Here is a 21,815-nt window from a genome sequence, read left to right on the forward strand (position 1 = left end):
CGTGCGCCCGCGTGACGTGCGCCCGCGTGACGTGCGCCCGCGTGATGAGGCCCGCCCGTGACGGCACGCCCGCTCGGCGTGGGGATCGTCGGTATGGGCGGCATCGGAAGGATGCACGCCCGGGCGCTGGGTGAGCTGGCGGGCCGGGCACGTCTTGTCGCCTTCAGCGGCGGGACGGCGGACGGCGAGCGGGAACTCGCGGGCGGATCCGCGGAGCGTCTGGCGCCCGGCGAGGTCATCGCCCGGCCCGACGTCGACGTCGTGGCGATCTGCACGCCGAGCGGGACGCACGCGGCGCTCGCGCTGGCCGCGCTCGAGGCCGGCCACCACGTCGTCGTCGAGAAGCCGCTCGCGCTGGACGTCGACGACGCGCTGCGTGTCGCGCGTGCCGCGCACGAGCGGGGGCTGACGGTCTCGATGATCTCCCAGCGGCGCCTGGAACCTCAGTACGTGGCGCTCGAGCGGGCCATCGCCGAGGGGGCGCTGGGCGAGCTGCGGCTGGCGACGACCCACGTGCACTGGCACCGCGACGACGACTACTACCGCGCCGCGGGCTGGCGCTCCACGGCGGAGCAGGGCGGTGGGTCCCTGATGAACCAGGGCGTGCACAACGTGGACCTGCTGCGCTGGCTGTGCGGTCCGGTCGAGTCGGTGACGGCGCAGTCCGGCACGCTCGCGCACGCGATCAGGGCCGAGGACACGACTGCCGCGACCCTCCGGTTCGTCTCGGGTGCGCTCGGTGTGGTGACCACGACGACGGCGACGCCGCCGGGGTTCCCGGCGACGATCTCCGTGTTCGGCTCCCGGGGGTCGGTCGAGCTCGGCCAGGGCGAGGTACGCCGCTGGGACGTGCCAGGGGTGCCCGAGCCGGGGGCGGGCGGTATCCCGAGCGGCGCGGCCGAACCGCTCATGATCGGGCACGCGGGACACCTGGCCCAGTGGACCCGGATCATCGACGCGCTCGAGACCTCCTCGCTGGTACCGGTCGGCGTCGACGACGCCCTGGAGACGGTCCGGCTGCTGTGCGCGATCGAGCTGGCCGCGGCAACCGGGGTGGCGGTGCGGCCGGCGGAGCTGGGCGAACCGCCACCCCGTGAGGTCTGAGCATGCATCAGGCCTCGTTGCCCACCTCGGCCCACCACGTGTCGAAGTTGATGCCCCTCTCCTTGGCCAGCTCTTCCAGACCGGCCTTGGTCGGGGGCTGGAAGAGCTTCGGCTTGATCTTGCGGTCGGCGTCGGCGTATCTCCGCTGCAGTTTCGCCTGCTCCGCGGCGCCGTCCTCGGCCTCGGCGAGCACCTCACCGGTCACGCGGACGCTCGTGCCGGTCAGCACCCCGCTGACCAGCGGCGTGTAGCCGTTGGCATGACCGAGGCGGTTGGGGTGGAAGGACTCCTGCTGCGGGTTCGAGTAGCCGTTGATCCACTCGGTCGAGTCGCACACTGCGTGGCCGGTGAAGCGGCTGACCGGGTTGACGAAGGTGAACCCCTTGGCGGAGGCGGCCGTCGAGGTGACCGAGTTGATGAGCACGACGGCGTTGTTGAGCGCCGTCTGGTCCTCCGGGCTGAAGAAGGTCGCCAGGTTGCAGTCCTCGCCCATGAACATCTTCGGGTAGCCGACGGCGACCACCTTCGCGTTGGGCGCCCTCGTCCGGATGGCGGCGTAGAGCGTGTTGAGCCGGCCCGGGAGGGTGTTGGAGATGAATGCGCGTGCCCCGGCGACCGTGCCGGCGCAGTCGCTGGCCCAGCCCGGGAGGGCGCACTCGGTGAGCACGTCTGCGAATCCGGCGTCGTTGCCGCCGATCGAGATGGTGACGTACCTCGTGCTCGAGCTCAGGGCGCTGAGCTGGGTGTTCGTCACGTCGGCCACTACCGCTCCCGAGCAGGCCCGGAAGTTGAGGGTGTAGCTCCTGGCCGCCGCGGTCAGGCTCGCGTAGGCGTAGACCGAGCGCAGGCACTGGGTGCCGTCGGCGATGTAGGTCCTCGTGCCGGTGCCCGAGGAATAGGAGTCGCCGAGGGCGACGTAGGACTCGCCGGCGGCGTGTGCCGGCAGGGCCGGCGTCGTCACCAGCCCGACCGTGGCAAGGCTCGCCGCCGCCATGGCGGCGACGATGCGGAACAGGCGTAGCTTCATTGGGCCGCTCCCGAAGGTCCGTCGAGTCGCTCCGGAGTGACTCGATCGCTCCCTTTATAGGAGATTTCACCCGAACAGCGCAATGACGAGCAAATGAAATCCTCAAGTTTTTGTCCAGCAGTAACCATGGGTTTCCCTGCGGCGTCCACGGTGTGGTCGATCGCTTTTGTTCGGGCGGGCCCGGATGAATTGACGTGGCCGTCATGGTGGGCCCAGCGTTCCGCCAACGGAAGTCCTTCAACGAGGAAGGGCTCCGGAGCTCAGAGTCAGAGAGGACTCCGGCATGTACCTCCTGAAGACCCTCATCCTGAAGACCCTCGCCGCAGTGCTGGCTGCGGCCGTCGTCCTGCTGCCGGCCGCACCCGCTGCCGCGGCAGACCCGGTCGGTCTGACCAGTGGTTTCTACGTCAACCCCGATTCGCTGCCCGCGACCTGGGCCCGCAACAACTCCGGCGATGCCCGGGCGGCCCGGATCCAGGCATCGATCGGGTCCAAGCCGATCGCCCGCTGGTTCGGCAACGACGCCGCGATCGGCAGCACGGTGGCCAACTACGTCGGAGCGGCGGACGGGCAGGACAAGCTGCCGGTCCTGGTCGCCTACAACATCCCGGACCGGGACATCTGCGCGGGCCACTCCGGTGGTGGCGCCGGCAGCGCCGGCGCGTACCGGACCTGGATCTCCAGCTTCGCGGCGGGGATCGGCAGCAAGCCGGCCGTGGTGATCATCGAGCCGGACGCGCTGAACGGCATGGACTGCATGTCCCAGACGCAGAAGGAGGAACGGCTGGGGATGTTGCTCTACGCGACCCAGATGTTCCAGCAGAAGGCGCCGAACACCTACGCCTACCTCGACGCCGGGAACTCGGGCTGGACCAACGCGTCCACGATCGCCTATCGGCTGAACCAGGCCGGGATCGGCAACATCCGCGGTTTCTCGGTGAACGTCTCGAACTTCTACACGACCAGCGAGTCGATCAGCTACGCGAGCTCGGTGAACGGCTACCTCGGTACGACGAAGCCGTTCGTGATCGACACCAGCCGCAACGGCAACGGCCATGGTGATGGCTGGTGCAACCCGGCCGGCCGCAGACTCGGTGTGACCGCACAGACCGGCGGCGGCGCCGAGATGCGCCTGTGGGTCAAGACCCCCGGCGTCTCCGACGGCCCGTGCGGGACCGCCCCGTCCGTCCCAGCCGGCACGTTCGATCCGGGTCTTGCCGTCCGGCTGATCGACGGCTCATGACCAACGGTCCCTGTGCGAGTGAACGCCGTCCCTTGCATGCTGGACGCTCCGCTCGAAGTCGACAGGGGAGTGACACATGTCGGACCAGACCACGCCGCAGGACCCGACCACCCAGCACCCGCGACCGGAGCAGCCGGCGGACGGCCTGCAGCCGCCCGGCCGCACGGGGGACATGTCGCAGGAGCCCGACCACGGGGAGTCCACGTACCGGGGATCCGGCCGGCTGGACGGCAAGCGGGCGCTGATCACCGGCGGCGACTCCGGCATCGGGCGAGCGGTCGCCCTCGCGTTCGCGCGCGAGGGCGCCGACGTCGCGATCTCCTACCTGCCGGAGGAGGAGCCCGACGCCCGGACGACGGCGCACTGGGTCGAGGACGCGGGCCGCAAGGCGGTGCTGCTGCCGGGCGACATCCGGGACGAGGAGTTCTGCGGTCGGCTCGTCGCCGACGCGGTGGACGGGCTCGGGGGCCTGGACATCCTGGTGAACAACGCCGCGTACCAGATGTCCCAGGACGACGGGCTGCGCGGCATCACGACGGACCAGCTCGACCGGGTGCTGAAGACCAACGTCTACGCGCTGTTCTGGATCACCAGGGCCGCGCTGGACCACCTGCCCGAGGGCGGGTCGATCATCAACACGACGTCCATCCAGGCGTTCGATCCCAGCCCTCAGCTGCTCGACTACGCCACGACGAAGGCGGCCATCCTCAACTTCACGAAGGGCCTGGCTCAGCAGCTGGCCCCGGAAGGAATCCGGGTCAACGCGGTGGCGCCGGGACCGATCTGGACACCCCTGATCCCCGCCACGATGCCGGAGGAGAAGGTGGAGCAGTTCGGTGCCGACACGCCGCTGGGTCGCGCCGGCCAGCCCGCCGAGCTCGCGCCGGCGTACGTGTTCTTCGCCTCCCAGGAGTCGAGCTACATCACCGGCGACCGCATCGGTGTGACCGGCGGCCGCCCGCTGTAGCAGGCGAGAGATCTGTCGCGTGACGTTCTGGATCTGCGCCAGGTGCGGCGTCGAGCACGAGAACCGGCCCGCCGTGTGCGCCGTCTGCGCCGACGAGCGCGAGCTGGTGCCTGCCGACGGGCAGCGCTGGACCACCCTCGACGAGCTCGCGGCGGACGGGCAGACCATCGCCGTCGAGGAGCTCGAACCCGACCTGTACGGCCTCACGACCATGCCCGACGTCGGGATCGGCCCCACCGCGAAGATCGTCCGCACCGCCGGCGGCAATCTGATGTTCGACGTCCCGGCCTACCTCGACGACGCGGCGGTCGCCGCGGTCCAGGGCACGGGCGGGCTGGCGTACATCGTGGCCAGTCACCCACATATGTACGGGGTGCAGGTCGAGTGGAGCCGCCGGCTCGGCGGTGTGCCGGTCCTCGTGAGCGAGCCCGACGCCGGCTGGCTCGCCCGGACCGACGACGCCGTCGAGCTCTGGACGGACGACCGGGAGATCCTGCCCGGCGTCACCCTGACCCAGCCGGGCGGGCACTTCCCGGGCTCGACGGTCGCGCACTGGGCGGCGGGGGCTTCGGGAAAGGGTGTGCTGCTGGGTGGCGACACGATCTTCGCCAACCCGGACCGGACCTCGGTCTCGTTCATGCGCAGCTACCCGAACCGGATCCCGCTCTCGGGTGCGGTGGCGCTGCGGATCGCGCACCACGTCAGGCGGTTCGAGTTCGACCGGCTGTACAACAACTTCCGGGGCGTCGTCCCGGTCGACGCGCACGAGGTCGTGCTGCGCTCGGCGGAGCGTCACGCGGCCTGGACCCGCGGCGACTTCGACCACCTGACGTAGACCTAGCTCAGCTCGAGCAGGATCCCGTCCGCCGATTCCGTGCCACCGGGCCCGTGCTCGCGGACGATGGCGACGATCTCGTCGAACAGCGTCGGGCCCGCGCCGCGCCGCGCCGCATCGAGCCTCGCCTCGAAGGCCGCGCGGTTCGACGGGTCGACGCCGGGCAGCAGCCGCTCCAGCCGTCGGGCCGTTTCCGCGTGGCCCAGGGCCGCCCGGGACGTCTCCGAGGCGACCCACCTCAGCGTCCAGCCGCCGTCGGGCGTCCCGTACCCCCCGCGGAGCACGTCGTCGAGAGCATCGAGGTTTCCTCGCCAGGTGTACCCGTTCAGCAGACGGGAGAACTCGCGGGCGAAACCGTCGAGGTCGCTGAACCGCGTCCCGTCGACGACGAGCACGGGGAGGTCACGAGTCATGGTCCGAGGCTATCCGTCCGCTCATTGCCGGGTCCGTGCGTTGCGTCCGGCCCGTGCCGGGCCGGACGCAACGCACGGGGCCGGGTCACATCTTGTAGAAGTCGCCGTAGTGGTTCGGCGAGAAGTAGAGGTCGCCGTTGGTGCGGTCCAGGATGAGCCGGTAGGACTGCCGCGCGGCGCCGCAGGCGCGCGGCGTGACGTCGAACTCGAGGTAGGAGTGGCCGGCCGGCAGCTGACCTTCGCGGTTCTGGTGCACGCCGCCCGCGAAGTTGCACTGGCCGCCCGGCCAGCTGACCCAGCCGCGCGTGCTCGGGTAGCCCTTGGAGCTCCAGATCGAGTTCGAGGAGTACGCCTCCGCGCAGCCGCTGTGCGTGCAGGAGTTGAAGACGCTCGCGTCGGCCGGCTGCGCGACGGTGACGCCGCCGGCGACGAAGCCGACCATGGCCGTCAGGACGACGAGCATCCTGAGCATCGTGGACAGGACGCCGTGCTTCTGGACGGACGCGGTGCTGTGGTTCTCGGACACGCTGTTCCCCTCTCGGTTGGGACTACCGGGGGGAATACTGGCCCGCCTACCCGACGCGGACCCGACGACACACCCACCTGCGGGTGAATTTAACTTGTCCGTATTGTCCGCAGCCACCGCTCCCACGGAGGCGAGACCTGCCAGTTGACGCGCAGGGTGCGCCAGGCGCGATCGAGCCGCCGACGCCGCTGCCGCCGCCCGTGCAGGCTCCGCGCGGACACCCCCACCCGCCACGAACGGTCGAGCCGGATGCGCCGGCCGGGGCCGAGCCGGAACGCCAGGTCGAGGTCGTCGTGCACCTCTGCGTCGTCGCGCACGACGTCCCGGTGTACGGCTCGCCACGCGCCGGAGCGCATCGAGGCCCGGATCGGCGGACATCCGTTCCACGATCGTCTGCACCCACCGCGGTCCGGGCCGGGAGTCGGCGTCGAGCCGCGCGAGCAGGGACAGGCACACGTCCAACGCCCGTGCGTCGTCGCGTACCGGGATCACCACCGAGACCGTCGGTGTGAGATCAGGCGTCATGACTCGGCGGCGACGCGGATGGCAACGCGCATCCGGCACGGTTACGTTGATGCGATGACTGCGTCCCCGGCACTGGTGTGGTTCCGTCGCGACCTTCGCGTGGCCGACCAGCCCACCTTCCTGGCTGCGGGCGAGGGCTCGCCCGCCCTCGCCCTGTTCGTGCTCGACCCGCACCTGATCGAGCCCGCGGGCAAGGCGCGGCTGTGGTTCCTGTACGGCTGCCTGCGGGACCTCGACCAGAGCCTGGGCGGCCGCCTCCTGGTCGTCGAGGGGAACCCGGTGGACGTCGTCCCGCAGGTAGCCCGCGCGATCGGCGCCGGGACCGTCCACATCGCCGCCGACTTCGGACCCTACGGCCAGGACCGCGACCGCGCCGTGGAGCGTGCGCTGGCCGAGGAGGACCGCGAGCTGGTGCGTACCGGTTCTCCCTATGCGGTGGCGCCAGGTCGGGTCCGGACGGGGGACGGCGGCCGCTACCGGGTGTTCACCCCGTTCAGCAAGGTGTGGGCCGACCACGGATGGCGCGCCCCGGCAGACACCGACGCCGGCTCCCTGGACTGGATCGATCCCGCGACGGTCGAGGTGCGGGCGACGGCGGTGCCTGCCCCGCCCGACGTCGACGCGACCCTGCCCGAGCCCGGCGAGCGGGCGGCGCGGCAGCGCTGGCAGGAGTTCGTGCGGGACCACCTCCAGGAGTACGCGGACGGCCGTGACCGGCCCGACCAGCCGGGCACCTCGCGCATGTCGGTCTACCTGAAGTACGGCTGCGTGCACCCCCGCACCCTGCTCGCCGACCTCGCGGCCGGCACGTCGGCGGGGTCGCGCTCGTACCGCAACGAGCTCGCGTGGCGCGACTTCTACGCCGATGTCCTCGACCAGCGCCCGGACTCCGCTCGCCGCAACTACGACCGCGCCTTCGACGCGCTCGAGACCGACAGCGGGCCGGACGCCGACCGGCTGTTCGCCGCCTGGCAGGAGGGGCGTACCGGGTTTCCCGTCGTCGACGCCGGGATGCGGCAGCTCCTGGCCGAGGGGTGGATGCACAACCGCGTGCGCATGATCACCGCGTCGTTCCTCGTCAAGGACCTGCACCTGCCGTGGTGGTGGGGCGCCAGGCACTTCATGCGGCTGCTCGTCGACGGCGACCTCGCCTCCAACCAGCACGGCTGGCAGTGGGTCGCCGGCACCGGCACCGACGCGGCACCGTTCTTCCGCGTGTTCAACCCGGTGCTGCAGGGCGAACGGTTCGACCCGGACGGCGACTACGTGCGGACCTACGTCCCAGAACTAGCGGGTGTGACCGGCAAGGCGGTGCACAAGCCCTGGACGCTGCCGGACGGCCCACCGGCCGGGTACCCGGCGCCCGTCGTCGACCACAAGCACGAACGCGCGGTGGCCCTGGACCGCTACCAGGCGGTCCAGGAGGCCAGACGTCGCAAGCCCGAAGGCGGTACGGGCGAGGCGGACCTGCCCGCTGCCGGCCGGGCACGCAGCAGCGCTACGCGGGGCGCGTCGACTCCCTGACCACGAGCCGCGCGGGGATGGTCACCTCGGTGGTCGGCTCGGACGCCGCCTCGGGCTGCTCGCTCGAGTGGGCGGCCATCCGGGACTCCAGGAACCGGAGGACGGTCGCGGCGATCTGCTCGTTGCCGGGGTCGACGGAGGTGAGCCGTGGCGTGGTGAACTCCGTCTCGTCGATGTCGTCGAACCCGACGACCTGGACGTCCTCGGGGACCCGGATCCCCAGGTCCCCGAGGGCGCGCAGCGCACCGATGGCCACGACGTCGGTGACGGCGACGATGCCGTCGAACGCGACGCCGTCGTCGGCGAGGCGGCGGACCGCCGCGTAACCCGACGCCATGTCCAGCAGCCGGATCGGTGCGACGAGCCCCTCGTCCAGCGGGACGCCGAGGCGGGCGTGCGCCTTGTAGTAGCCCAGCGTGCGGAGCGTCGGCATGTCCTGCTCCGTCGTGCCCTGTCGTCCGCCCAGCATCACGATGCGGCGCGACCCACGTTCGAGCAGGTGCGCGGTGGCGGCCGCGGCGCCCTCGACGTTGTCCATCATCACGTGGTCGAACGTCCGGGGGAGCGGGCGCTCGCCGACGAGCACCACCGGCGTGCGGAAGTTGAGCTGCTCCAGGTCGGGAGGGTTGAGCCCGACGACGGTGATGATCACGCCGTCGTACATGCGGAGGCGGGCGAACGAGGCGGCGGCCAGCTCGTCGGCCCGGCTCAGGCCCGAGCGCTGGACGACGAGGTGCCTGCCGGTGGGCTCCAGGGCGTCGGCGAGGCGGGTCGCGAGCTGACCGAAGTACGGCCGGTCGAGCTCCGGCACCAGCAGGCCGATGGCGTCCGTGCGGCCCGCCCGCAGGTTCCGCGCGGTGGGATTCGCCTGGTAGCCGAGCTCGGCGACCACGTCCAGCACGCGCTCGCGGGTCCGCGGTGCGACGCGGGGCAGCCCGTTGATCACCTTCGACACGGTGGTGGTCGAGACCTGTGCCGCCCGTGCCACGTCGCCGATGGTCACCGCACGTGGGCTGGTACTCATACGAACCTTCCTCACCGTCTCGACCGGAGGACGCCTCTTGACATCCGCATCCGCCGAGGGAATCGTTACCGCAGCGACGAGGACCAGTGAATTCCGGCTGTCAAAGCGGCTCCTCTGCGCCCTTGAGGAAACGATACCTCGGTCGAACCCCTGCGTCCGGAAGGCCTTTCGCATGCCCACTGAGCTGTCCACTCAGCCGTCCACCGAATCTGCCCGCGTCGTGATCGATCTCGACCTGCCCGGGCCCACGATCAGCCGACACGTCTACGGGCACTTCGCCGAACATCTCGGACGCTGCATCTACGGCGGGTTCTGGGTGGGGGAGGACTCGCCGATCCCGAACGTCGGCGGCATCCGCCTCGACATCGTCGAGGCGCTGCGAGCGCTCCAGATCCCGAACCTGCGCTGGCCCGGTGGATGCTTCGCCGACGACTACCACTGGCGCGACGGTATCGGCCCGCGTGCGGAACGCCCGCGGATGGTCAACTCCCACTGGGGCGACGTCGTCGAGGACAACTCGTTCGGGACGCACGAGTTCATGGCGCTGTGCGAGCTGCTCGGCGCGGACGCGTACATCAGCGGCAACGTGGGCTCGGGCACGGTGGCGGAGATGAGCGAGTGGATCGAGTACCTCACCCGCGCCGACGACTCCCCGATGGCGGCGCTGCGCCGGCAGAACGGCCGGGAGGAGCCCTGGAAGGTGCCCTTCTTCGGCCTGGGCAACGAGGCGTGGGGCTGCGGCGGCAACCTGCGGGTCGAGCAGTTCGCCTCGCTGGCGCGGCAGTACTCGACGTACGTGCGCAACCACGCGGGCAACGACGTCTACCGCATCGCGGCGGGCGCCTCGGACGACGACTACCACTGGACCGAGGTCCTGATGAAGTCCTTCGGCCCGCTCGACAAGGCCGACGGGCCGGCAGGGCCGTTCCAGGGGATCTCGCTGCACTATTACACGATGACCGGATCCTGGGAGGACAAGGGCAGCGCCACCGCTTTCTCCGAGGACGAGTGGTACCTCGCCCTGTCCCGCGCGGGGCACATGAACGAGCTGCTCACCCGGCACAGCACGGTGATGGACCGCTACGACCCCAACAAGCGCGTGGGCCTCGTGGTCGACGAGTGGGGCACGTGGTGGAACGTCGAGCACGGCACCAACCCGGGATTCCTGTACCAGCAGAACACCCTGCGTGACGCGCTGGTCGCCAGCGTCCACTTCGACGCGTTCCACCGGCACGCGGACCGGGTGGTCATGGCGAACATCGCCCAGACGGTGAACGTGCTGCAGGCGATGATCCTCACCGACCCGGACACCGGCGCCCTCGTGCTCACCCCGACGTACCACGTGTTCGCGATGAACGCCCCGCACCACGACGCCACGTCGCTCGCCGCGCACGTCGTCGCGCCCGGCGCCACGCGCGCTGTCGACGGCAAGGAGATGCAGCTCCTGTCGGCCTCGGCGTCCACCAAGGGGTCGACGGCGCACGTCTCGCTGTCCCACCTCGACGCCTCCCAGGCCCGCACCGTGGTGCTCGACCTGCGCGGCCGCGACGTCGTCGGCTTCTCGGCACAGATCCTGACGGCGCCGGAGCTGCACGGCCACAACACGCCGGAGCGGCCCGAGGCGGTGGCGCCGCGCAAGCTGGAGGAGATCCGCAGGCACCCGCGCGGCCTCGAGCTCGACGTGCCCGCGCACTCGTACGTCACCGTCGCGCTGGAGCTGGGCGCCGACGACTGACGCGCTGGACCGACCCCGCCGGACCGACGCCCTGACCGAAGTCATGGTCGACGTCCGGCGGCTCGGCGGCGTATCGTGCGCGCCGTACCGTTCGTCACGAATGACCGGGTAATGGAGCCCGGTCGTCCGCGAGGTATGCGCCCACCGTTCGACGTCGAGCGGTGCGGCCGAGTGGATAACGTTTCACAGCGCTCCGACGACAGAGAGGGCAATGATGCTGCTTCCCAGGAGAACCGACGAGCCGCGCTTCGACCCCGTCAGCAGGCGGGCCTTCCTCACGCTCTCCGCCACCGCCGCGGTGGGTGCGGCCGGCCTGGTGTCGGCGCAGCCTGCCGCCGCGGCCCAGGTGCTCGTCCAGCCGTCGATCCGGCAGCAGACGATCCAGGGCTTCGGCGGTATGAACCACACGGCCTGGATCAGCGACCTCACGGCGGCACAGCGTCAGACGGCGTTCGGGAACGGTGCCGGCCAGCTCGGCTTCACGATCCTGCGGATCCCCGTCCACGAGGACCCGGCCAGGTGGGCCGGCGAGGTCGCGACGGCCAAGCGTGCGATCGAGCTCGGGGCCAAGGTCTTCGCGTCGCCGTGGAACCCGCCGGCGGCGATGACGGAGACCTTCTCCGGCGGCAAGCGGCTGCGCTACGACCAGTACGGCAACTACGCCCGGCACCTGAACGACTTCGTGCGCTACATGCGCGACCGCGGGGTGCCCCTTTACGGGATCTCCGTCCAGAACGAACCCGACTACGCGCACGACTGGACGGCGTGGACGCCGGCCGAGATCGTCCGGTTCCTCCGCGAGAACGCCGGGTCGATCGACGCCAGGGTCATCGCCCCGGAGTCGTTCCAGTACCGGAAGAACTTCTCCGACCCGATCCTCAACGACCCCGCGGCGCTGGCCAACGTCGACATCCTCGGGGCGCACCTGTACGGCACCCTGACCTCGGACCTCGCCTACCCGCTCTTCGTGCAGAAGGGTGCGGGCAAGGAACTGTGGATGACGGAGGTCTACCACCCCAACAGCACCGACTCGGCAGACCTGTGGCCGCAGTCGCTCGCCACCGGCGAGAACATGCACAACGCCCTCCTGTACGGCCGGTTCCAGGCGTACGTGTGGTGGTACATCCGCCGTTCGTACGGGCCGATGCGCGAGGACGGGCAGATCAGCAAGCGTGGCGCGAACATGGCGCACTTCTCGAAGTGGGTACGCCCCGGCTACTGGCGCGTCACGGCGACCGCGAACCCCGAGTCGAACGTCTTCGTCACCGCGTTCACGAACGGCTCGAAGCTCGTGATCGTCGCGATCAACAAGACCTCCGCGGGGGTCTACGTCCCGTTCAGCGTGGAGGGTGCGGGTTCCGGCGCGTTCTCCACCTGGGTGACGGACGCGAACCGGACGCTCGCCCCGTACAACAGGGTGGTCATGACGAACGGTGCGTTCGGCTCGGAGCTGCCGGCGCAGAGCATCAGGACCTTCGTCACGGAGTAGGGCTCTCGGGGACCCGGTTCTGACGTCGTCGACCCCACTTCATCTCTACATCATGTGGTAATGTCGCGGCGGTTTGATCGCTGTTGTCGCTTGTCGAGAACGCGGGGGCGCCAGTGCCGTCCGACCCAGCCGTGCAGTGGATCCTGACAGTGTTGTTCGCCGCTCTCGGCGCGCACTCCCTCTGGCGTCTCGTGACCTCACGCCAGCCGTTCGCCGTGACCGGTTATCTGTGCCACCTGGGCATGAACCTCGTGATGGTCGCGATGGTGTGGCCGTGGTGGGTCCGCCTGCCCGCGCCGCCGCAGCTGGCCTTCTTCGTGCTGGCCGCGGTGTTCTTCGCCGCGGCTGCCGGCTGGCACCAGGCCGATGCCCTGTCGCGCGGCCCGGCGACCGTAGCCCCGCGGGCCTGCCACCACGAGAACCCCGGGACCCAGGCCGTGCACGCCGTCATGATGCTGGCGATGGTCTGGGCGGTGGTGGTCATGCACCCTGACCTGACGGCGTCGCGAACGCTCGCGACGGGACACGGAGCGGTGCACGCCGCAGACCACGCAGAGGCGCACGCGCAGCTGAGCGGCTGGTCCACGGTCAGCGGTGCGCTGCTGCTCGCGGCGCTCGTGGTCGGCGGGACGGTCTTCCTCGTCGCCCTGTTCCGCTACCTGCGCGGTGGTGGCTCGGTGCGCGGCCATACCGGCTCCGACCTGCTGGCGAGCTCCGCGATGAGCTTCGGGATGGCCGCGATGTGCTGGCTCATGCTCACGGGCTGATCGGCCGGGGCCGAACAGCCCGGGCCGACGGGCGCCGGATCAGCCGGCGCGCTGCCCCTCGGTGTGCCTCGGCCGTAGCGCGCGCTCCAGCATCTCGGCGTCTCGCGCGGTCAGGTGGTCCGCGAACTGGGCGAGCGCTTCCTCGCGGTCGCCGGTGCTCTCCAGCACGGACAGCATCGCCGCTCCCGCGCGCTCGCCGTCCGAACGGGTGGGCCGGAAGCGGACCTTCCGCGGGGAGGTCGCGATCCGGACGACCTCACCCTTCTTCTGGAGGCGGTCGAGCACCGTCAGGAGTGTCGTGTAGGCCGGGACGTGCTCGTCCCCGAAGCTCTCCTGGACGACCCTCGCTCCGATCGCGTCCTCGTGGCTCCAGAGGATTCGCATGACCTCTGCCTCGAGCTGTCCGCGTTCGCGGGTCCTGCCTGCCGGGGTCCTGCCTGCCCGTGCCCTGCCTGACATTTTGCCCTCCTGGCAGGACCATACTGCAAAGGTGGCGGCCCATTCGCTGATGGGCAGCCACCTCTGCGTCGTCCGGGATCCCGGACGGAACGGTCGTCAGGCGTCAGGCGTCAGGCGTCAGGCCGGCTGGAGCGCCGCCGCGTCCAGTGCGCCGCTGCGCGCCTGCTCCACCAGGTCCGCGAGCTGGTCGTGGCTCATCTGGATCCGCTGACCGAAGTCGTCGGTGATCACTATCTGCTTCAAGGGCTCGGCGCTCGGGTCGACGAACAGCTCCGGGCAGCCGCAGTCGCACTTGCCGCAGAACGTGGCCACATGAAGAAGCTGAGGGTTGTCGCTCATCGTTGTCTCCTTTGCCTGGACGTGCATGGGATGGAACGGAACGGACTTCGTGCCGGGCTGGTGCCCTCTACGAGGGTCACGCATATCTCTACAACACGTCAAGATATCGGCGTGATGCGCCGCCCTGGAAGAGAACGTTTTCAAAGCAGCCGGTCCCGGGATAGCGTGACCGTGCACGTGAGGAAGGCGACCCCCAAGGGCTCAAAGGAGAGCACCATGAGACGAGCACTTTCCGTTGTCCTGACCACGACGGCCGTCACCTGCCTCGTGGGGGCGGTCCTGGCGCCCGGCGCAGCCGGGTTCGTGGCCACCGACCGGTCAAGCCCCGGCACCGCCATCGACCTCCGGCCGAGGGACCGGCACCAGACCGTCGAGGGTTTCGGGTTCTCGAGCGCGTTCCAGCGGGCCACCCTGCTGCACCAGATCTCGGAGCCGCAGCGCTCGGAGGCGCTCGACCTCCTGCTGGGCAGGGACGGCGCCGCGCCGGACATCCTGCGGATCGGGATCGGTGGCCAGAGCCACGACACCTACGACGTGATGCTCTCGATCCAGCCCGAGGATCCGGGCGGCCCTGACGCGCAGCCGCAGTACCAGTGGGACGGGTGGGACAACGGCTCGGTCTGGTTCGCCCAGGAGGCCAAGGCGCGCGGCGTCGAGCGCTTCTTCGGCAACGCCTGGACCGCGCCCGCCTACATGAAGACCAACGGCTCGGCCGTCCGGGGCGGTGCGCTGTGCGGTCTCGCGGGCGCCACCTGTGCGAGCGGCGACTGGACCGAGGCGTACGCGAACTACCTGGTGGCGTGGGCCGACTTCTACGGCCAGGAGGGCATCGACATCGAGAGCATCGCCTTCACCAACGAGCCGGACTGGACCGCGAGCTACGAGTCGATGCTGTTCACCCCGGCGCAGGCGGCGGAGTTCACCGGCATCGTCGGCCCCGTCGCGAAGCGGGCCGGCTACGGCGTCGTGTGCTGCGACTCGTTCGGCTGGGAGCAGGGCAAGCCGTACCTCGAGGCGCTCAAGGCCGACAGGCGTGCGTGGCGGTATCTCGACGCGTACAGCGCGCACTCCTACGCCAGCCGGTCGGCGACGCCCGCCGGCACGAACAAGCCCGTCTGGATGTCGGAGTGGGCCTCGTCGGCCTCGGCGGCCGGGTGGAACGAGAACTGGGACGGCGGCCAGGGCGTCTCCACCGACGGCGTGGTCATGGCGGAGCACATGCACGACTCACTGGCTCAGGCAGAGGTCACCGCCTACCTGTGGTGGCTGGGCGTCAGCCAGGGCGCGTCCGCCTCGCTGATCCAGGCCGACGTCGCCGGGGACACGTACCGGGTGTCGTCGAGGTACTACGTCTTCTCGGCGTTCAGCCGGTTCATCGACCCGGGCGCCGTCCGGTTCGGCGTCGAGCACGAGACGGAGGGTCTCAAGGTCTCGGCCTACCGGAACCCGGACGGCTCACGCGTCGTACAGCTCCTCAACCTCAACCAGACGCCGGTGAGCACGGACATCGATGTGTCCAGCCCCGTGACCACCTACCTGACCGACAACGACCACGACCTGCAACAGGTCGACACGATCGCCACCAGGGCACGCGGTGCCACGGGGCTGGAGCTGCCCGGCCGGTCGCTCGTCACGCTCGTGACGGGGCGGTGAGCCGGGCGTGAGCGCCGGGCGGCGAGGGCCGCCCGGCGTCAGCGGACGTTCCAGATCCTGGTCTCGTACCGGACACCGTCGACCATGAACGCGACCTCTGTCCCGTTGTAGCTCGAGCCCATGTAGCAGGAGAGCTGCCTCGAGCCCGAGGAGCCGTTCATCGGGTACTTGGTGCTGCCCTCCCACGTCCTGGCGTGCCCCTCGTGGATGTCGTGCCAGTAGTTCGGTCCGTTGTCGACGCCCGACGTGTCACCCGCCCAGCACGCGACCTGGCTGGTCGCGTCGAAGCCCTCCCAGTTCACCACCCAGTAGCGGGTGCTGGAGTTCGGCCCGCTGTTCGCCGCCGTCACCCACGCCCTCGGCTGCAGTACCTGCGCCGAGTCGCACGCCTCCTTGCTCTCCCCGTTCTCGTCGGTGACCCTGACGCAGGCCTGCAGGGTCTGACCAGGGTTGCCGTCCGCCGTCGCGGTGCCGGTCTTGCTCGTGCTGCTGACGGCCCCGGACACCTGGACCCTGGTCTCCACGCCGTTGTACCCGTCCGCGTCCCACGTGAAGGACACGTTCCCGATCCCGGGGGTGGCGGTGATCGTCGGCTGGATCGGCGGACCGTACGGCGTCTGCGCGTTCGACGAGTCCGACCAGACCGAGCAGGCGCCTCCCGCGTTGCATGCCTGTACCTGGAAGGTGTACGACGTCCCGTTGTTCAGGCCCTTGTGGGTGTACGGCGGGTTGGCGCCCGCGTTGTGGGCCGTCCCACCGTTGGCCCGGACGTTGTAGAACCCGCCCTTGCCGCGGAAGTCGCTGATGCGGTTCCACTGCACGTCCACCTGACCGCTGGTCTCCGAGCCGAGCCGGGCCGTCGGGGTGCCCACGGGGTCCGGTGTGCCGTACGGCACCGTCTCGGCGGACTCCGCGCTGACCGGCGACCTGCCCGCCTTGTTCTCGGCCTGGACCGTGTACTTGTAGGCAGACTCGGTGCTCAGCTTCTGGACGACCATCTCCAGGTCGCTGTCCGTCATGGTCCTGGTCCTGACCCCGTCCCGGTACTCGGTCACGTAGTACTTCCTGATCGCGTCACCGTTGTTCGCCGGGGCCTGCCAGGCGACGGTGATCTGACCACCGGCGGCAGTGTCCGAGCTGGTGGCGGTCGGTGGGTTCGGCTGCGCGGGCTTCGCGGCGGGGGTCTCCTCCGCGGACGGGTCGCTCCAGTCCGACGGCTGCTCCGCTTCGTTCCTCGCCTGGACCCGCACCGTGTAGGAGGTGCCGTTCTGCAGCCCCGTCCACTCGATCGGACTGCTGGTCTCGCATGTCTTCTGGGAGACGTTGTCAGCCGGCGGCGGGCTGATCTCGAGGGTGACGCACTCGATCGGGGACCGGTCCGTGTACGCCCTGTTCTTCCACGAGACCGTCAGCTTCTGGTCGCCGAACTTGAGCGTCGGCGGCTCCGGCTTCTCCGGCTTCTCGTCGGGCCGCACCTCGGCGGACGCCGGTGACGGCGCCGAGTCGGCCACCTCGTTGGTCGCGACGACCGTGAACGTGTACTTCACGTTGTTCCGCAGCCCGTCGAACGTGCAGGTGGTCGTGGCGCACCTGTGTTCCTGACCGCCGTCGGTGCGCAGGGTGTAGCTGGTGATGTCGGCGCCGTTGTTGTTGGGCTGGTCCCAGCTCAGCACCACGGTCTGGGAACGCACCTCCTCGATGCGGGGCGCCCGGGGAGCGTCGGGCTTGCCCAGCACCGTGAGCTTCACGAAGCCGTCGACCTGGCGGTCCGGGTCCCCGGTGCCGTCCTGCACCGTGTACCGCACCGTCATGACGCCGGTGAAGTCATCCTCGGGAGTGACGACCACGTCGGAGTCGGTGAACGACACCTTGCCCCCGCCCGCCTCGCTGGCCGCCGCGACCACCTTCAGCGGTGTCCCGGGGAACGGGTTGGTGTCGTTCCTCAGTACCGGGACGGTCGACGGTTTGCCCTGGTGCGCGTCCGGCACCTTGTCGTCGGTCGTCTTCACCTCCGGCTTGGTGGACTGCACGACCTTGACGGTCAGCTCGGCGCGGACGGCCGGGTTCCTGCCGTCGGAGACGGTCATCGGGAGCCGTGCGACGGTGCCCTTGGGGACCGCCCCGACCTCGCCGATCACCGTCGTGCCGGAGACACTCATCTCTATGCCGTTCTTGCTCCCGACCTGGAAGGTCAGCGGGTCCTTGTCCGGGTCCTTGACGTAGCGCGACAGGTCGACGGTCGCCTTCTCGGCGGCCGCGACCTCGAGCACCGGGGTGCCGGTGATCTTCGGCGGCTGGTTGTTGGAGGGGACGACGTCGATCAGCAGCGTCAGCACCGCGGTCAGGCCCTTGGCGTCGTCGGGGCCGGTGCCGTCGGTCACCTCGAAGCTGACCGACGCCGCTCCCGCGTAGTCCTCCGCGGAGGTGTACACGAGCGTGTCGTGGTCGGTCATCGCGACCTTGCCCGCCACGGCCTTGACCGTGTTGTCCTTGGTGATGCGCGGCTTGTGGCCCTCCCGGACCACCACGTAGTCCTCGAGCTCGATGGTGAGCGGGTCACCGCTGAAGGCCTTGAGCGGAGCCAGGCCCGGCTTGATGTGCGGCCGCGCCTGGTCGCCCGGTACCCGCACGAACGCCTTGGCCTCCAGGCCGTCCATGTCGGTGACGGTGTACGTGATGACCCGGGCGTTCTCGGTGAGCTCGACCTTGATCGCGTTCGACTCCGTGACCGTCACCCCCTCGAGGCCCGGGTCGACGCTCACGTCCAGGTCGGCGCCCACGCCGTCCGGGTCGGTGTCGTTGGCGAGCACGTTCACCGTGACGCTGGAGCGGCCCTCGACGTCGTCGGACGTCACCACGTCGTCGTGTGCGATGGGGCGCAGCAGCGGTGCGTCCGGGTCGACGTTCAGCGTGATCGCGCCGCTGTTCCCCGCCTGGTAGCTGTCCTGGATGCCGTAGTAGAACGAGTACGGGCCGGCCTCGGCGGGCGCGGTGACGACGACGTCGTCATCGACGGCCCTGGGCTTCAGGCCCTCGGTGCCCTCGAAGCCCTTGGCGACCAGGCTGATCCGGTCCCCGTCCGGGTCCGAGTCGTTGAGCAGCGCCGGGATGGCTACCGTGCGCTCCGGCCGGACCGTGGTCTCGTCGTCGATCGCCTGCGGTTCCTGGTTGGTCGCCGGGGGCACCGCGATACCCACCCGGACGACACCCTTGCCGAGGGCCCCGCGCGTGTCGGTGACCTGGTAGCCGAAGGTGTCGAAGCCCGTGGTGTCGGAGGCCTGGTAGTCGATGGCCCCGTCCACGATCTTGGCGGTGCCCTTGGTGGGCGCCGCCGAGATGGAGCTGAGCGACACGTGGTCGCCGTCGGGGTCGATCCCGTCGAGCGGCAGCGGGATCCGCACGATGCCGGTGCTGAGCACCCGTGCCTCGATGTCCGGCAGCTGCGGGGCGGTGTTCTCCGGGTCGTCCTTGATGGTGATGGTGACCTGCGCGGAGTCCTTCTGGCCGTTGGCGTCCTCGACCTCGTAGACCGCGTGGACGGTCTCGGCCTTGTCACCGGCCCGGAAGCGCACGGTGTTCTCGGAGACGAAGGCCTCACCGAGCGAGGACGGCGGCGCCTCCTGCAGCTGGTCGGTGACCTTCATCGCGAGACCGTCCGGGTGGCTGTCGTTCTTCAGCACCGGGATCGTCACCACGTCGCCGACGCGGACGGTCGCCTCGTCAGGGCCTGCCTCCGGCGGCCGCATCTGCGCGGACGCCGGGATGGGCACCACGCGCACCTGGCCCGTGACCGTACCCGAGCCGTTCGCGACCCGGTAGGTCACGAGGACGGGCTCGCCGAGCCGCTTGATCTCGGACACCTTCAGGATCTGGTGGTTCAGCACCGACACGTTCACCGGAGCGCCGGTGGGCACGTTCACGCCCTGCACCACGAGCACGCCGCCCGCGGGGTCGGTGTCGTTGGCCAGCACGTCGACCAGGGCGGAACCGCCGGTCGGCAGCAGCACCTGGTCCGAGACGGCCACCGGCGCGCCCGCCTCCTCGGGCGGATCCACCACGTCGACCCGCACCAGACCCATCGTCTGCTCGATGCCGTCGGAGATGTAGTAGGGCACGTCGTACGAGCCCGCCTGGTCGCTCCGGAACTTGAAGTTCCCCGCCGACGTGTTCTGCGTGATGCTGGCGCCGGCTGCCTCGGTGACGCTCGTCAGCCGCAGCTTGTCGTCGTTGGCGTCGTGGTCGTTCACCATCGGGTTCACTGTGACCGGTTCGCCGGTCAGCACGGTCACGTGGTCCTGGACGGGCACCGGCGCGACGTTGGCGGCGACGACGTCCACGTGCATCTTGCCCTCGAAGGCCTCGCCCTCCGAGTCCGAGACCCGGATGTCGACCACCTTGAGGCCCGTGGCGCCGCCGCCGTCACGGAACTCGACGGTGCCGTCCGGGCGGAACCGCACCTCGTCCAGCGGGTTGGCGGTAGTCGCGTTCGAGAGGTAGAGGTCGTCGCCGTCGGGGTCCTGGAAGTACGGCAGCACCTTCATGCTGGCCAGACGGTCCTGGCCCACCTGGAGCACGGGTTCGCCGTCGGGCTGGACCGGTGGGTTGTTCTCCGTCAGCGGTACGATCCGCACGGTGGCCTCGGCGGTCGCCTTGCCGTTCTCGCGGCCGTCGTCGACCTGGTACGTGAAGGTGGTGTCACCGGTCGCGTCGTCCGGCACGTCGGCCTGCAGGGCCGCTCCGCCGAGCACGCGGTCGACGGTGACGCCCTCGGGCGGGGTGACGACCGAGGCCGTCAGCACGTCGCCGTCCTTGTCCATGTCGTTGCCCAGCACGTTCAGCACGGTGGTGCGGCCGGGCCGGACGCCGATCGAGTCGTCCTCGGGTACCGGCGTGGTGTTGGCCTTGTTCCGGTCGGCCACGAAGTGGTCGACCTGCATAGCGGTGGTCTGCTCCGACTCGGTCTTCTCGCCGTCGCCGTCCTTGGGCTGCATGTAGTCCCAGTCGTCGACCATCTCGAAGTCGTCGGCGGCCATCCACAGCTGACCGTTCGCGACGTCGTTCAGCACGATGACCTCACGGTTGACGCGGTAGACCAGGTTCGTGGAGGCGTCCGCACCCTCCAGCGCCTGCCTGACGTCGTCGGCCTCGCCCGCGCACTCCCGGACCACCTGACCAGGTCCCGACCAGGCGCCGTAGACGCACCCGCCGAGCTGCACGGGGGCCGATGCGACAGCTGCGGGCCCGTCCGTCAGCGAGTGCAGGGTGGAGGTCCCGCCTGCGAGCGGCTGGACGACCAGGCCGTTCAGCGTCGCGACCACCACGTTGCCGGTCGCGCTCGACGGCTGCTGCAGCGTGCCCTGTGCGCCGTCGGCGATCTTGACCGTCTCGCCGCCCGGCAGGACCAGGGTCCCGGACGTCTGGTCGAACACCACTGGTTCGTCACCCACCGCGGAGACCTGCACCTCGGCGTCGGCGCCGAGGGGGAGGCTCGCCTCGTCCACCTGCTCGGCGACGCCCTGCTTGGTGGTGGGGATCGTGTAGAGCTTGCCGTCGCCCGGGACGGCGAGGAGGACCGTGCCGTCGTCGCCGACGGCGAGCCTGCCACCGGTGCCCGCCTTGACCGTGGGCTTGAGCTTGGTCTCGTCGAACGTGGTGGAGGCGAACGGGAGGACCCAGGCCCTGCCGGTCTCCGGGTCGTAGACGGCGGTGGTCGCGCTGCCCGAGGCGACCTGCGCACCGGCGGGAAGCTTCATCGTGGCGTCGAGGACGAGCTGCCCCGGGTTCACCGGGCTCGCGGAGAACTTGCTCGTGCTGTTCAGGAGGACACGCTGTGCGTCCTGCTCCACGTCGAAGCTTCCGGCGCCTGCCAGCAGGACGCCGTCCAAGGCCTTCGCGTCGTAGTTGAACCGGCCGAGCTCGCCGTACGCGGTCCGCGTCACCCAGACGCCCGAGTCGTTCAGCTCGACGTCGGCTGTCGTCTCGCCCTCGTACAGGAGCGCGAAGCTCACGAGCCCCACCCCGAAGAGGGTCACCACACCGGCAGACACCACGGATCGACGGTTCTTCAACGCGCGTGAGACCAGGCTCATGCGTCCTCCTCATTCCACGAAAGATTGCTCGCCCGGACGGTCCACACAGGCGCAACCGGAGCACCCTACCGAGTACAAAGGTGAAAAGTCGTCGAA

Annotated in this window: 17 protein-coding genes; 9 read left to right on the top strand and 8 right to left on the bottom strand. The window is 70.1% G+C overall.

The features are described from left to right. Positions 1-57 precede the first annotated feature (57 nt). Positions 58-1,104, top strand: a complete 1,047-nt coding sequence (locus ACQEVI_RS22385) for a Gfo/Idh/MocA family protein (protein WP_432903011.1) — start codon at positions 58-60, stop codon at positions 1,102-1,104. 7 nt (positions 1,105-1,111) lie between these two features. Here the strand turns inward: ACQEVI_RS22385 and ACQEVI_RS22390 are convergent, their stop codons facing one another. After that, on the bottom strand, positions 1,112-2,131 hold the full coding sequence (locus ACQEVI_RS22390) for an SGNH/GDSL hydrolase family protein (RefSeq protein ID WP_432903014.1): 1,020 nt from the start codon (positions 2,129-2,131) through the stop codon (positions 1,112-1,114). A 283-nt stretch (positions 2,132-2,414) separates the two neighbouring features. On the opposite strand from ACQEVI_RS22390, the gene ACQEVI_RS22395 reads away from it, so the two are divergent. The 3 genes from ACQEVI_RS22395 to ACQEVI_RS22405 all read left to right on the top strand — a co-directional run bounded on the left by ACQEVI_RS22395 (position 2,415) and on the right by ACQEVI_RS22405 (position 5,176). Next, positions 2,415-3,374: a glycoside hydrolase family 6 protein gene (locus ACQEVI_RS22395; RefSeq protein WP_432903017.1), complete on the top strand. Its 960-nt coding sequence runs from the start codon at positions 2,415-2,417 to the stop codon at positions 3,372-3,374. Between the two features lie 76 nt (positions 3,375-3,450). After that, positions 3,451-4,341 carry an SDR family oxidoreductase gene (locus ACQEVI_RS22400; RefSeq protein WP_432903020.1) on the top strand — a complete coding sequence of 297 codons (891 nt, stop codon included), beginning with the start codon at positions 3,451-3,453 and terminating at the stop codon, positions 4,339-4,341. A 19-nt stretch (positions 4,342-4,360) separates the two neighbouring features. After that, complete coding sequence (locus tag ACQEVI_RS22405; protein ID WP_432903022.1) at positions 4,361-5,176, top strand: hydrolase; 816 nt, start codon at positions 4,361-4,363, stop codon at positions 5,174-5,176. Positions 5,177-5,178: 2 nt separating this feature from the next. Here the strand turns inward: ACQEVI_RS22405 and ACQEVI_RS22410 are convergent, their stop codons facing one another. The 3 genes from ACQEVI_RS22410 to ACQEVI_RS22420 form a co-directional block, all read right to left on the bottom strand. Then, positions 5,179-5,589, bottom strand: coding sequence for a barstar family protein (locus tag ACQEVI_RS22410; protein ID WP_432903025.1), 411 nt, complete (start codon positions 5,587-5,589; stop codon positions 5,179-5,181). 85 nt (positions 5,590-5,674) lie between these two features. Continuing rightward, positions 5,675-6,115, bottom strand: coding sequence for a ribonuclease domain-containing protein (locus ACQEVI_RS22415; protein ID WP_432903027.1), 441 nt, complete (start codon positions 6,113-6,115; stop codon positions 5,675-5,677). Positions 6,116-6,204: 89 nt separating this feature from the next. Further along, complete coding sequence (locus ACQEVI_RS22420) at positions 6,205-6,432, bottom strand: hypothetical protein (protein WP_432903030.1); 228 nt, start codon at positions 6,430-6,432, stop codon at positions 6,205-6,207. A 262-nt stretch (positions 6,433-6,694) separates the two neighbouring features. On the opposite strand from ACQEVI_RS22420, the gene ACQEVI_RS22425 reads away from it, so the two are divergent. Beyond that, entirely contained in the window at positions 6,695-8,164 is a 1,470-nt protein-coding gene (locus tag ACQEVI_RS22425) for a cryptochrome/photolyase family protein (RefSeq protein WP_432903033.1), read from the top strand. Here the strand turns inward: ACQEVI_RS22425 and ACQEVI_RS22430 are convergent. Continuing rightward, positions 8,139-9,188 carry a LacI family DNA-binding transcriptional regulator gene (locus tag ACQEVI_RS22430; RefSeq protein WP_432903036.1) on the bottom strand — a complete coding sequence of 350 codons (1,050 nt, stop codon included), beginning with the start codon at positions 9,186-9,188 and terminating at the stop codon, positions 8,139-8,141. The two genes, ACQEVI_RS22425 and ACQEVI_RS22430, sit on opposite strands and share 26 nt — an antisense overlap. A 172-nt stretch (positions 9,189-9,360) precedes the next feature. On the opposite strand from ACQEVI_RS22430, the gene ACQEVI_RS22435 reads away from it, so the two are divergent. The 3 genes from ACQEVI_RS22435 to ACQEVI_RS22445 all read left to right on the top strand — a co-directional run bounded on the left by ACQEVI_RS22435 (position 9,361) and on the right by ACQEVI_RS22445 (position 13,179). Next, positions 9,361-10,923, top strand: coding sequence for an alpha-N-arabinofuranosidase (locus ACQEVI_RS22435; RefSeq protein ID WP_432903039.1), 1,563 nt, complete (start codon positions 9,361-9,363; stop codon positions 10,921-10,923). Between the two features lie 211 nt (positions 10,924-11,134). Then, positions 11,135-12,412 (top strand): glucuronoxylanase, encoded by a 1,278-nt coding sequence (locus tag ACQEVI_RS22440; protein WP_432903042.1) that lies wholly within the window; start codon positions 11,135-11,137, stop codon positions 12,410-12,412. A gap of 149 nt (positions 12,413-12,561) precedes the next feature. After that, on the top strand, positions 12,562-13,179 hold the full coding sequence (locus ACQEVI_RS22445) for a DUF5134 domain-containing protein (RefSeq protein ID WP_432903045.1): 618 nt from the start codon (positions 12,562-12,564) through the stop codon (positions 13,177-13,179). Between the two features lie 39 nt (positions 13,180-13,218). On the opposite strand, the gene ACQEVI_RS22450 is transcribed toward ACQEVI_RS22445, so the two are convergent. Beyond that, positions 13,219-13,638: a BlaI/MecI/CopY family transcriptional regulator gene (locus ACQEVI_RS22450; RefSeq protein ID WP_432903048.1), complete on the bottom strand. Its 420-nt coding sequence runs from the start codon at positions 13,636-13,638 to the stop codon at positions 13,219-13,221. 117 nt (positions 13,639-13,755) lie between these two features. After that, positions 13,756-13,977, bottom strand: a complete 222-nt coding sequence (locus ACQEVI_RS22455; RefSeq protein ID WP_377139468.1) for a hypothetical protein — start codon at positions 13,975-13,977, stop codon at positions 13,756-13,758. Positions 13,978-14,193: 216 nt separating this feature from the next. Here ACQEVI_RS22455 and ACQEVI_RS22460 point away from each other — a divergent pair, with 216 nt between their 5' ends. Beyond that, positions 14,194-15,630 (top strand): glycoside hydrolase family 30 protein, encoded by a 1,437-nt coding sequence (locus ACQEVI_RS22460; RefSeq protein ID WP_432903052.1) that lies wholly within the window; start codon positions 14,194-14,196, stop codon positions 15,628-15,630. Between the two features lie 38 nt (positions 15,631-15,668). Here the strand turns inward: ACQEVI_RS22460 and ACQEVI_RS22465 are convergent, their stop codons facing one another. Next, positions 15,669-21,719, bottom strand: a complete 6,051-nt coding sequence (locus tag ACQEVI_RS22465) for an Ig-like domain-containing protein (RefSeq protein WP_432903055.1) — start codon at positions 21,717-21,719, stop codon at positions 15,669-15,671. Between the last annotated feature and the right edge of the window lie 96 nt (positions 21,720-21,815).

This window comes from Promicromonospora sp. CA-289599, assembly GCF_050936155.1.
Taxonomy (GTDB): Bacteria; Actinomycetota; Actinomycetes; order Actinomycetales; family Cellulomonadaceae; genus Promicromonospora.